Annotated in this window: 12 protein-coding genes; 7 read left to right on the top strand and 5 right to left on the bottom strand. The window is 34.4% G+C overall.

Annotated features, from left to right (window positions below; genetic code table 11):
- The first annotated feature begins 65 nt into the window (after positions 1-65).
- Together AAYQ19_RS03315 and AAYQ19_RS03310 are read left to right on the top strand one after the other, a co-directional pair.
- The gene (locus tag AAYQ19_RS03315; protein WP_343533801.1) at positions 66-470 is read left to right on the top strand and encodes a hypothetical protein; all 405 of its coding nucleotides are present in this window, start codon (positions 66-68) and stop codon (positions 468-470) included.
- 193 nt (positions 471-663) lie between these two features.
- The gene (locus tag AAYQ19_RS03310; protein ID WP_343533800.1) at positions 664-1,098 is read left to right on the top strand and encodes a hypothetical protein; all 435 of its coding nucleotides are present in this window, start codon (positions 664-666) and stop codon (positions 1,096-1,098) included.
- 74 nt (positions 1,099-1,172) lie between these two features.
- On the opposite strand, the gene AAYQ19_RS03305 is transcribed toward AAYQ19_RS03310, so the two are convergent.
- Positions 1,173-2,687 carry an FMN-binding glutamate synthase family protein gene (locus tag AAYQ19_RS03305; RefSeq protein WP_343533799.1) on the bottom strand — a complete coding sequence of 505 codons (1,515 nt, stop codon included), beginning with the start codon at positions 2,685-2,687 and terminating at the stop codon, positions 1,173-1,175.
- A 31-nt stretch (positions 2,688-2,718) separates the two neighbouring features.
- The gene (locus AAYQ19_RS03300; RefSeq protein ID WP_343533798.1) at positions 2,719-3,492 is read right to left on the bottom strand and encodes an NYN domain-containing protein; all 774 of its coding nucleotides are present in this window, start codon (positions 3,490-3,492) and stop codon (positions 2,719-2,721) included.
- 201 nt (positions 3,493-3,693) lie between these two features.
- Between AAYQ19_RS03300 and AAYQ19_RS03295 the strand changes: the two genes are divergently transcribed.
- The 5 genes from AAYQ19_RS03295 (at position 3,694) to AAYQ19_RS03275 (ending at position 9,257) form a co-directional block, all read left to right on the top strand.
- A complete protein-coding gene (locus AAYQ19_RS03295; protein ID WP_343533797.1) occupies positions 3,694-4,143 on the top strand; it encodes an RrF2 family transcriptional regulator in 450 nt (149 codons plus the stop codon).
- A gap of 20 nt (positions 4,144-4,163) precedes the next feature.
- Positions 4,164-4,691 (top strand): azurin, encoded by a 528-nt coding sequence (gene azu, locus AAYQ19_RS03290; protein WP_343533796.1) that lies wholly within the window; start codon positions 4,164-4,166, stop codon positions 4,689-4,691.
- An 89-nt stretch (positions 4,692-4,780) separates the two neighbouring features.
- On the top strand, positions 4,781-7,015 hold the full coding sequence (locus tag AAYQ19_RS03285) for a nitric-oxide reductase large subunit (RefSeq protein ID WP_343533794.1): 2,235 nt from the start codon (positions 4,781-4,783) through the stop codon (positions 7,013-7,015).
- Between the two features lie 23 nt (positions 7,016-7,038).
- Positions 7,039-7,770: an iron-sulfur cluster repair di-iron protein gene (gene ric, locus AAYQ19_RS03280; protein ID WP_343533792.1), complete on the top strand. Its 732-nt coding sequence runs from the start codon at positions 7,039-7,041 to the stop codon at positions 7,768-7,770.
- 263 nt (positions 7,771-8,033) lie between these two features.
- Entirely contained in the window at positions 8,034-9,257 is a 1,224-nt protein-coding gene (locus AAYQ19_RS03275; protein ID WP_343533790.1) for a hypothetical protein, read from the top strand.
- A gap of 202 nt (positions 9,258-9,459) precedes the next feature.
- On the opposite strand, the gene AAYQ19_RS03270 is transcribed toward AAYQ19_RS03275, so the two are convergent.
- From AAYQ19_RS03270 to nirK, 3 genes are read right to left on the bottom strand one after another with little or no spacing between them, the layout of a single operon-like run.
- Positions 9,460-10,056 carry an SCO family protein gene (locus AAYQ19_RS03270; protein WP_343533788.1) on the bottom strand — a complete coding sequence of 199 codons (597 nt, stop codon included), beginning with the start codon at positions 10,054-10,056 and terminating at the stop codon, positions 9,460-9,462.
- 16 nt (positions 10,057-10,072) lie between these two features.
- A complete protein-coding gene (locus AAYQ19_RS03265) occupies positions 10,073-10,852 on the bottom strand; it encodes a formylglycine-generating enzyme family protein (RefSeq protein WP_343533786.1) in 780 nt (259 codons plus the stop codon).
- Between the two features lie 15 nt (positions 10,853-10,867).
- Positions 10,868-12,307: a copper-containing nitrite reductase gene (gene nirK / locus AAYQ19_RS03260; RefSeq protein WP_343533784.1), complete on the bottom strand. Its 1,440-nt coding sequence runs from the start codon at positions 12,305-12,307 to the stop codon at positions 10,868-10,870.
- Positions 12,308-12,549: the final 242 nt, after the last annotated feature.

Below are 12,549 nucleotides of genomic sequence, written 5' to 3'. Positions count from 1 at the left end.
GTTAGTTAAAAAAATAGTGGAATCCCGATCGCGGATAAGATAAATGACTAAACAGAATTAAAGTTATGATAAAGAAAATTTGCCAAATCTTATTTGTTGTTGCTATAGTTGCAACACTAGGAAGCTGTAAAAATGCAAAGCAAAAACTGCAAGAATATGTAACAGCATACAATGCTTCGGCAGCAACGTTTAAAGCTGATAATGTTACGTTGACGACTGCAAGAGGTTATATCAATGATGATAAAATCGAATTGCGATTTGAAACCGCTTTAGAGCAAAATCAAGCGAATAAAATGGCAGGCGATTTGGCCTTTTCAAAACTGCTAAAAGAAATGATCAAAAAAGATCAGATTCCTAAAGATTTAGTTGAGGAAGGAATTCGATTTGATGCTTATTTTTTGGCAAATGATAATACTGTTCTTTCAAAGAAAGTAATTGATAAGGAATCAATTTCAGAAATATTAAAATAAACCAATTTTAAAATCGTAAAAGCCTCTTTAGTTTCTAAGGAGGCTTTTTTTGTTTTGCCTCTAAATTGCCTTATTAAGGCCTATAATATATGTAATCAAATAATTACAAATTTTATTTTTTAGTATAGATGTTGTTTTTGTGTTATAAAATAGTTATGTTTGAGTTAAAAAATAACCAAAAAACTAAAAATTTATGAAAAAAATTACCCAAATCGCATTTGTATTTATTTTAATTTTAGTGCTTGCCAGCTGCAAAAACACAAAACAGAAAATACAAGAACATGTTAGTAATTACAATATTTCGACTTCTATAAAAGGTGGAGGAATTGTTGGCACAAGTGCAAAAGCATTTTTAGATGACAATAAAATTGAAATAAGAATTGAAACTAATTTAAAAGGAGACGAAGAAAGTATTTCCGCAGCAAAAACATCTTTTCCAGATTTACTGAAAGACATGATCAAAAACAATCAAATTTCTCAGGAATTGATTGAAGAAGGGGTGAAGTTTGATGTATATTTCTTGGCTTATGATAATACTATTTTGGCACAACAATTAGTTGACAAAGAAGAAATGGCCATATTAGAAGGTTCAGGAGGAGGAAATGGAAAAGAAACTGCAAAATTGTAATTGCCTGTGAAATAAAAACTACTTTAATTATAAAAAAAAAGCCTTTTTGAAAACAATCAAAAAGGCTTTTTTAATTAATTTCTTTTGGTGACGTTTGTCAGATTATCAGGGAAATACAATTCAGATAAATTAGTAAACTCATCACCTCGCATGAAGATGTTGATGTCGACATCTGCAAAAGAAGTTTTTCCGGCTGCTGCCAAAAGTTCGTTTGCGGAATGGAGTGTATTTTTGTGGAAGTGATATACACGTTCTGATTTGTCGGTGACAACTAAGCCTTTCATCAGCATTTTGTTTTGAGTGGCAACACCGGTTGGACATTCGTTATTATGGCAACGCAAAGCTTGAATGCAGCCTAAAGAAAACATAAAGCCTCTTGCGCTGTTGCACATATCGGCTCCCAAAGCAATGGCATGCAAAATGGAATAACCAGAAATGATTTTCCCGCTTCCTATAATCCTTATTTTATCTCTGATATTTAATCCAACCAAAGTTTTGTTGACAAAAATCAATGCAGGCTCAAACGGCATTCCAACCCCATCTGCAAATTCAAGAGGAGCAGCTCCAGTTCCGCCTTCAGCACCATCTACGGTAATGAAGTCTGGATAAATATCCTCAGCAATCATTTCGTGGCAAATTGATTCAAATTCTGCTGTATTTCCAATACATAGTTTAAACCCAATAGGCTTTCCGTTTGATAAATCACGCAATTGCTTGATAAAATGAATTAACCCTTTCGGATCCTTGAATGCGTGATGGCCAGGAGGAGAAAGAATCATAGTGTGCGGTTCGACACCTCTGATTTTAGCAATTTGTTCGGTATTTTTTCTAGCCGGAAGAACACCTCCGTGACCAGGCTTTGCGCCTTGAGAAAGTTTGATTTCAATCATTTTTACATTCGGAAGATTCGCTTTTTCAGAGAATTTTTCTGGGCTGAAGTTTCCTTCGGCATCACGACATCCAAAATAACCGGTACCAATTTGCCAAGTAATGTCCCCGCCACCGGCAAGATGAAATTCGGTCAATCCACCTTCTCCAGTATTTTGGTAAAAATTTCCCTTTTGTGCGCCAATATTGATCGCACGGACTGCATGCTCGCTCAACGAACCAAAACTCATCGCCGAAACATTGAATAAAGAAGCAGAATACGGTTGTTTGCAATCTTTTCCACCTACTAAAACACGAGGCAATTCTTCATTGACTTTTGCTGGAAAAATAGAATGTTTTATTCCTTCATAACTTTCTGTATTTAAGTTTAATTGTGTTCCAAATGGCGTGCTCGAATCAATATTTTTGGCTCTTTGATACACTAATGAACGTTGATTTCTTGAAAAGGGCTTTCCGTCAGTAGAGCGTTCAATAAAATATTGTTGAATCTCAGGCGCAATCATTTCAAATAAATACCTGAAATAACCCAAAACAGGGAAGTTCCTTAAAATAGCATGTTTTTCTTGGGTTGCATTATAAACTCCAACAATCAATAAAACTGGAATAATGAAAACTAAAAGATAGCCTCTTCCTGTGTAGTAATAAATTGCGGCAACAATTAGAAACAATAAGAATCCGTAGATGAAGAATTTTTTTCTCATGTTTTTAAAAAATTAAATAGGTAATGAAATATTAGTTGAATCGTAAACGTACATAAACGTGCTTGATTCCTTTTTTGTCTGATTCTCTTTCGTCAATCTCGAGAATGTCGGTCAATGATTTTAGCATTGGGGTAAGTTTAGAATAGCCATAATTTCGAGGGTCGAATTCAGGTTTTTTCTTTACAATCAAGTTTCCAACATCACCTAAAAATGCCCAACCGTCGTCATCTTCAATATCTTCAATAGTGGCTTCGATAAGTTCAATAGTTTGTTTGTCAACTTTATGGAGTGCTTTTTCAGCAGGTTTTTCAACGGGTTTTTTAGTATCGGCAACTTTTGGTTTCTTTTTTTGAATTGCGCCGTCCAAAACTTCCAGATAAATAAATCGGTCGCAGGCTACAATAAACGAATTTGGGGTTTTCTTTTCTCCAATGCCGATAACTTTCATGCCTGATTCACGGAGTCTTACAGCAAGTCTTGTAAAATCGCTATCACTTGAAACAATACAAAAACCGTCTAATTTCCCAGAATAAAGTAAATCCATTGCGTCAATAATCAATGCAGAATCTGATGAATTTTTACCAACGGTATAACTATATTGCTGGATAGGTGTGATGGCATGTTCTAATAATACACCTTTCCATCCATTTGCATTTGGCTTTGTCCAATCGGCATAAATTCTTTTTGTTGTGGGGGTTCCAAGTTTTGCAATTTCTTCCATCATGCCTTTTACGTTGCTGTAAGGTACGTTGTCTGCATCAATAAGGACTGCCAGTTTTAAATCTTTTGAATTGGTTAAAGGCATTTGTTAAATATTAAAAATTAAATACTCTCAAAGTTAAAATTAAAATTGGTTTTTATTTGAATTTAAAAGGGAATTCGTGTTTTCGGGTACATTAATTAGTTTCATTATAAATAAGTATTTTCTTTAAATAAAATAATTAAAGATAAATTTGTCTTTTATTAAAATGATTGTATATCTTTGTGGAGAATTAATTAGAGAGATATGTTTTCAAAAGCTTGCGAATACGGAATAAGAGCTTCGATATTTATTGCAACCAAATCTTCAAAAGGAATTAGAGTTGGAATAAAAGATGTAGCAAAAGAGATCGATTCTCCAGAACCTTTCACGGCCAAGATTATGCAGATTTTGACAAAAAATGGCATTATACATTCGGCAAAAGGAGTGGGTGGTGGTTTTGAAGTTTCATCAGAAGCGGCAAAATCAATAAAACTCATTCAGATTGTGGATGCCATTGATGGAAACAAAATTTACAGCGGTTGTGGCATCGGACTTAAGGAATGTTCAGAACAGCACCCGTGTCCCGTTCACCATGAGTTTAAAAAAATAAGAGGTTTGCTCTTGGAAATGCTTACAAAAACAACTTTAGAACAACTTGCAACAGGTATAAAATCAGGCGATTTTTTTCTGAAAAATTTAAATACAAACGATTAAACATTAATAAATATTTTAAAATGAATACAAAAACCAAAATTTCGATACTAATCCTAATGGGATTTTTAGCAGTTACTTCTTGCGGTAAAAAAGAAACAGCTCCCGCTGATCAAACCGAGACAACGGAGCCATCAACAGAAGGAGAGCAAGCGCCAGTAACACCAGCTGCTGAAGAAAATGTATTAGTTATTGAAGGAAATGACCAGATGCAGTATAGTACAAATGAATTGAAAGCGGTTGCAGGAAAACCAATCAAATTGACTTTGAAGCACGTAGGTAAAATTCCGAAAGAAGCAATGGGACACAATTTGGTGATTTTGCAAGAAGGAACAGACCAATCGGCTTTTGCTTTAAAAGCGAATGATGCTAAAGCAACTGATTATATTCCGGAATCTGAAAAAGCTTCAATTATCGCGCACACTAAATTATTAGGAGGCGGAGAAGAAGATACAATCGAGTTTACAATTGATAAAAAAGGATCATACCCATTTATTTGCTCTTTCCCTGGCCATGTTGCCATGATGAAAGGAGTATTAATTGTTGAGTAAATAACAAAGACTCCGAACCCTACAAATAGGTTTGGAGTTTTTTTAAAAACTAATAAAAGATAAAAATGTCTTTTATTGAATAAAAAAAGATGAAAAAAGAAAAAAAATTATGGATCGTTTTTGCATTGGTAATGAGTATCTCATTTGCAGTGCTTGGTTATTATGGTTATGAAATTTATCAGCAAGCACCGCCAGTGCCAAAAGAAATTGTAACCGATTCTGGAAAAGCTGTTTTTAGCGAAACCGAAATTAAAGATGGACAAAATATCTGGCAGAGTATAGGTGGCCAGGAAGTGGGATCGATCTGGGGGCACGGTGCCTATGTGGCTCCAGATTGGACCGCAGATTGGCTGCATAGAGAAGCCATTTTTATACTTGATCTCTATGCTCAAAAAGATTTTAATAAAAAACATGACGAATTAGACGCTGAAAAACAATCGGCCTTAAAGATTCGTCTGCAGAAAGATGTAAGAACCAATCGCTACAATGCAGCGACTGGTGTACTTACTATTTCTGAAAACCGTTTAGCTGCGATTGAACACTTAAGTGAATATTATAAAGGTCTTTTTACGAATGATCCGAAATTTGATAAACTCAGAGGAGAATATGCGATTCCAAAGAATTCAATAAAAGATCCTGAGAGAATGCATAAAATGAATGCCTTTTTCTTCTGGGCAACCTGGGCGACAGTAACCAATCGTCCCGATAATACGATTTCGTATACGCACAACTGGCCGTCTGATGAATTAGTTGGAAATACGGCTACAACAGAACTTTTGGCCTGGTCTGGAGTAAGTATCATTTTATTGATTTTAAGTGTCGGTATATTGGTTTTCTATCATGCAAAATCGGGTGAAGAAGAGGAGTTTCCACTTCCAAAAGAAGATCCGATTATTAAGCAAGGCAAAACAAAATCAATGGGATTGGTAACCAAATATTTCTGGATTGTGAGTTTGCTGATGGTTTTGCAAATGGTTTTCGGAATCATCACAGCACATTATGGAGTGGAAGGAAATGGTTTGTACGGAATTCCGATTGATAAAATCTTGCCTTATGCCGTAACACGTACTTGGCACACGCAATTAGCGATTTTCTGGATTGCAACAGCTTGGCTGGCAACAGGATTGTATATCGCTCCGGCGGTTTCTGGTAAAGATCCTAAATTTCAGTGTTTTGGTATCAACTTCTTGTTTGTTGCGCTCTTGATTATTGTTTTAGGATCAATGGCAGGACAATGGTTTGGCGTAATGCAAAAACTGAATTTAGTCCAAAACTTCTGGTTTGGGCATCAAGGTTACGAATATGTTGATTTAGGTCGTTTCTGGCAGATTTTCCTTTTAGTGGGATTGTTTTTATGGCTGGCTTTAATGATTCGTCCGTTGCTTCCAGTTTTAAAGAAAAAAACAGAAGAGAAAAACTTAATCATTTTGTTCTTAGTTTCTTGTATTGCCATTGCCATGTTCTACGGAGCTGGATTAATGTGGGGAAGACAAACCAATTTAGCTATTGCCGAATATTGGAGATGGTGGGTAGTTCACCTTTGGGTTGAAGGTTTCTTCGAAGTATTTGCAACAGTTGTAATCGCGTTCTTATTCGTTCGTTTGGGATTATTAAAAACGAAAACAGCAACTTTAAATGTGCTTTTTGCTACGATTATTTTCATGTCTGGCGGTATTTTAGGAACATTCCATCACCTGTATTTCTCAGGAACACCAACAGCAATTATGGCTTTGGGAGCAACATTCAGCGCATTAGAAGTTGTGCCTTTAACTTTAATCGGATTTGAAGCGTATCAAAACTATAAAATCTCAAAATCAACGCAATGGATTGCTGATTACAAATGGCCAATTTACTTCATGATTTCTGTAGCATTTTGGAATTTCCTTGGAGCTGGAATCTTCGGATTCATTATTAATCCGCCAATCGCGCTTTATTATGTGCAAGGTTTAAATACAACGCCTTTACACGGACATACTGCCTTATTTGGAGTTTATGGAATGTTGGGAATTGGTTTGGTATTATTTGTATTGAGAAGTTTATATCGAAATGTAAGCTGGAACAACAAACTGCTAAAAATCACTTTCTGGTCTTTAAATATTGGTTTATTTCTAATGGCAATTCTGAGTTTATTACCAATCGGAGTTTGGCAGGCCATTGAAAGCATCAATCACGGAATGTGGTATGCTCGTTCATCAGAATTAATGCAACAGCCGGCAATGATTACATTAAAATGGCTACGCGCAATTGGAGACTCCATTTTCGGAATCGGATTTATTACCATGGCTTGGTTTGTATTTGAATTGACATTAAAAAACAAAAAATAAAAACAAATTTAAAATTGATTATCATGGAAAATTTAAAAAACAAAACAATAGGATCGTTTGTGGCTGAAGATTTTAGAACTGCTGCGGTTTTCTCGAAATATAAAATTGATTTTTGCTGCAAAGGAAACCGAACAGTTACAGAAGTTTGTGAAAAACAAAATATTGATGCTGATACTTTATTAGAAAATGTGCTTCAGGTTGCGCAATCAGAAAATGGCGGAAGCATTGATTTCAATTCATGGCCTTTGGATTTATTGGCAGATTATATTGAGAAAACACATCACCGTTATGTAGAAGAAAAAACGAATGTTTTGCTTCCGTTTTTAGACAAATTATGCAAAGTTCATGGAGCAAATCATCCAGAATTATTTAAAATAAACGAATTGTTTATTGGTTGCGCAGGCGAATTGGCGCAACATATGAAAAAAGAAGAATTGATGTTGTTTCCATTTGTAAAAAGAATGGTTAATACAAAAGAAACTAATGGAGTTTTGCCTCAGCCGCCTTTCAGAACCGTTTCAAATCCGATTGCGATGATGATGCACGAACACGATAATGAAGGCGAACGTTTTAGAGAAATCGCAGCTTTGACCAATAATTACACACCGCCAGCAGATGCTTGCACGACGTACAGAGTGACTTTTGCGATGCTGAAAGAGTTCGAAGCCGATTTACACAAACACATTCATTTGGAAAACAATATCTTATTTCCAAAAGCTGTGGTTTTAGAAAAAGACTTTGTTGAAGTAGAATAAAGGTTGATGTTAATAATTCGAAAAAGCACCGATAAAATATCTAAATAGGATAATTATCGGTGTTTTTTATTTCAAGAAAACTTAATTTTAACGGATTGAACTTAAAATTAAACACATAGAAACGTAGATTTTTTTGCCAATAAAAGATGTTTGAAAAAATCTAGATTTTAACACATAGAGCTATGTGAATTAATGCAAGTGAAACGCCTTTTATTGAGTTTCTAAACTATGTTTCTATGTGTTTAAATAAAATTTATTCATTTATGAATTCTCAAAAAAGCTGGATACTTTGCTGTTTTTTTAATTTTCTGATTGCTTGTGTTTTCGGATTATTGATGCGGTTTATGTATCTTTTTCCTTTAGATTTTCTAAACTACAGTTTTCTGCTTCATGCGCATTCGCACGTTGCCATATTGGGTTGGGTTTATATGATTGTTTATGTTTTGGTGGTTCGATTTTTTATTCCAGAAGAAAAAAGCCAGAAACCTATTTACAATCGTTTGTTTTGGCTAACAGAGTTTTCAGTAATCGGAATGATGATTGCTTTTCCAATTCAAGGATATGCTTTGTTTTCGATTGTTTTTTCAACGTTGCATATTTTATTGAGTTATCTTTTTTGTCGCTTGGTTTGGAAAGATTGTTCCAAAGATAAATCACCATCGCAAAGACTTTTATTGGTTTCGATTCTGTTTATGATATTATCGACTTTCGGAGTTTGGTGTCTCGGACCAGCTGTAAGTACATTAGGAAAACAAAGCGCTCTTTATCAAATTGCCATTCAGTTTTTTCTTCATTTTCAATTTAATGGCTGGTTTGTTTTGGCGATTTTGGCTTTGTTTTTAAGACATTTTCAAGATAAAATTGATGAGGTGAAATTTAAGAAGTTTTACTTTTTAATTATTATTTCGACGCTTTTAACGGTTTGTTTTCCAGTTCGCTGGTTTATCGAAAATGATATTCTGAGTTATGCCAATGCCTTAGGAGTTTTAATTCAATTGAGAGCTTTTATTTATTTCTATCAAATGCTAAAACTGCAAATTCAGTATTTCAAAAACAGTTTGGGTAAAACCACGAAAATAGTTTACGGTTTGGCTTTGTGTTCTTTATTTCTGAAAGTCGGAATTCAATTGCTGACTATTTTTCCAAATCTAGCTGAAGTTTCACATCAAATTCGAAATTTCGTAATCGGATTTATTCATTTGACAACTTTAGGAATCATAACCGGATTTTTGTTTGGAATTCTGCTTCAGAATAAAATGCTTTCCGCTAATTCTTCTACATTAAAAATAGGAGTGAAGTGTTTTATCTCTGGATATATTTTGACAGAAGTTTTGCTATTTCTTCAAGGCTGGTTTTTCTTTTTTGGAGAAGGAAGCATTCCTGGGTATTTTCAAAGCATTTTGATTTTTAGTATTCTTTTGGTTTTGGGGTTGATCTTAATTATGGCTTCCATTATAAATAAAAAACAAGAGTTGATTTTATCATAAACCTGCTCTTGTTTCTTACTAATTAACCTATTTATCTAACGAAATTTTAATTTAAACACCTAGAAACATAGATTTTAGAAATCTTAAAAGGCGTTTCACTTGCATCAATTCACACAGTTCTATGTGTTAAAAATCTAGATTTTTTAAATTCTCTTTTTCAATTCTTTAAAAATCTATGTTTCTATGGTTTAAAAAATATGTTTTATATTTTTCCTGCTTCCATATTTATTGCTTCAATTGTTTTTTCATTGTTTACTCCTAAGCCTTCCTGCTGGAATATTAATTCTCCTTCTGGGTTAAAAACACTTATGATGTTGGAATGCGAAAAATCTATTGGAGAGATTTTTTTATAATTTACCGCCAAAACAGCTGCAAATTCGCGAGTGTTTTCTTCAGATGAACGAAGGAAAATCCACGGATCTTGATTCATTTTATTTTCGATAGCGAACGATTTCAATCTTTCTGGGGTATCTGTATTTGGATCTATACTGACCAAAATCAATTTTACATGTTGTTTTGTCTTTTTTTCTAATTTTGATTCAATATCACGCATATCGGCAACCAATCTCGGGCAAGCCGATTTACAGCTGGTATAAATCATTACCATTACTAAAACATTTCCTCTCAGACTTTTCAATTCAATATCTTTTCCATCTTGTGTGGTCCATTTAGAAGGAAGATTATAAATCGACAAATCGCTGATTTCCTTTTTTGTTTCTGCTTTAGCTTCTTTTTTAGCTTCTTTTTTACAGCTGTAAAAAGAGAATAAGACAAGAAAAGCAATTGCTATTTTTTTCATTTTAAACTAATTTAAATTAGATTTTTGGTTTTGTTGTGCTGGCGCATCTAAAGCCTAGATTTCGTGTTGAATATTGTGCTTTCAAGCTTCCGCGAAAAGCGTAACGCATAAAAGCGGCATAATCCATTAGATCTGTTGCATTTACAGATCCGCTTCCACAAAAGAGGTTTTTATCGGTGCTTTTATCTTTTCTGGATTCTCCAGATAAAAAAATGCTGTTAAAGTCAGAAGTCCATTCCCAAACTAAACCGTGCATGTCGTAAACTCCCCAATAATTTTTAAAAGTTTTTCCAATTTCATTTTCATACGTTTTCGATTTCTCATACCAAGACAAAATGTATTCGTTGAATTCTTTTTTGGTTCTGGCATCGATTTTTTTGGTGTCTGCCATTGCTACATATTCCCATTCATCCATTGTGGCTAATCGTTTTCCTTCGCATTCGCAATATTTTTTTGCCGCAAACCAAGAAACACCTGTAACTGGCGAATTGGGTTTTGCATTTCCAAAATCAAAATCAGTTGCCCAATAGGACAAATAGCTTTTATCTGCAAAAATTCCTTTAATTTTTGATTTCTGATAAGAAGGATTCTTTTTGACAAATTCTAAAAATTCAGCGTTTGTTACAGGATAAACATCCATATAAAATGATTTGACAACAACAGGATTTTTAGAAACGGCTCCATAAAGAGGGACAAAAGATCCCTCTTTAATGAAAACCATTCCTTTTTCCTGCGCCTTCATGACACTAAACCCAGAGAAAAAGAGAATTGTAAGTATGAAAATGTATTTTTTCATGCTGAATGTTTGCTGTTATCTTAATGCTTTTACCATTTCTGGCGTGATTTCCGTTTTATTATTTCCCCAACTACTGTAGATGTAGGTCAGTACATTTGCAATTTCATCATCAGATAAATTTTGAGCCGGCATTACGTTGTTGTATTTTTTGCCATTTACAGTCACTTCTCCAGTTAAACCATGTAAAATTGTTTTGATAGCGCGTTTAGAATCGGCATTTAAGAAATCTGACTTAGCTAAAGGAGGAAAAGTATTTGGAATTCCTTGTCCTTCAGATTGGTGGCAAGCGAAACACGTAGTGCCGAAAATTTGTTTACCAATTTTTACTTTTTCTTCAACTGTACGTTTTGGGATAGCAACTTTTTCAACTGTGCTTCCCGGCATTTTCTGAATTGTTCCTCCTTCAGGCAAATAAATTCCTTCCTGAATGGTTCCAGAATAAATGTTTTTGTTTTCTGCGCCTTCAACTTTCAACATTCCGAGAGCGCCCTTGTTAAATGCTCTGAAAATAGAGTGGTCGACTAGAATGAAAGTTCCAGGAGTTTCTACTTTAAAATCTACAATCGCAGCACCACCGGCCGGAATTAAAGTAGTTTGGACATTTTTATTGATGGTGCTTCCCCCTTCAATATGGACGCTGTCAAAGATTTCTCCAATGACGTGAAAAGAAGAAACCAAGTTTGGCCCTCCATTTCCAACAAATAAGCGAACTGTTTCGCCCACTTTTGCTGTTAATTCATTTCCATTTGTCAAAGCACCTACTTTTCCATTAAATACAACATAATCAGGAGTTTCTTTTACGGCCTTATTCATGTCAAACGCCTGAAGACCTTTTGCTCCGTATTCACCTTGAGTGTAAAAATCACCCTGCATTACATAATATTCTTTGTCAACTGGAGGAAGTCCGCCCTCCGGTTCAACCAAAATTAATCCGTACATTCCATTTGCAATATGCATCCCGACAGGAGCAGTTGCGCAGTGATAGACATATAAGCCTGGATTAATTACTTTAAAACTAAAAACTTTTTCATGTCCTGGCGCCACAAGAGATGAAGTTGCTCCACCGCCTGGGCCAGTTACAGCGTGTAAATCAATATTATGTGGCAATTTATTGTTCGGATGGTTTTTTAAGTGAAATTCGACTTCATCGCCAACGCGCGTTCTAATAAATCTTCCCGGAACAGAACCACCAAATGTCCAATAGGTATATTTTACACCATCAGCCATAGTACCTTCTTGTTCTTTGATTTCCATATTTACTTTTAATTTCATGGCAGGCCTGTCCCCAACTGGTTTTGGAACTAATGGAGGCACAGTGAGTTCTGCATTCATTTCTCCGTTAGTTGCAATAGTTGCATAATCAGCAGTTTCCTCTTTTTTACAGCTTGTTAAAAAGAATGCACTTATAAGTACATACAGAAACAACTTCATCTTCATTTTACTTTGATTTTCCATAATTCATGGTTTATATTTAGGTTTTATTAAGATCAAAAATAAAAGACTATTTTGTCTTTTATTATGATAAAAATCATGCTTTTTTTATAAGTATATCTTTAAATTTGAAAGGTTTGTGTATTTGTTTAAAGGTAAATCTTGTTAAAATTTTTAAAACAAATTATTTTCAATAAAAATAATTGATGCTCTTCATTTTAAATTAATAATGATTATTTTTGCTCGCTGATTAAGTTAAAATTATT

Origin of the sequence: Flavobacterium mesophilum, assembly GCF_039581405.1 — a bacterium.
In the GTDB taxonomy this organism is placed as follows: domain Bacteria; phylum Bacteroidota; class Bacteroidia; order Flavobacteriales; family Flavobacteriaceae; genus Flavobacterium.
This window is presented reverse-complemented; position numbering and strand designations above follow the sequence as displayed.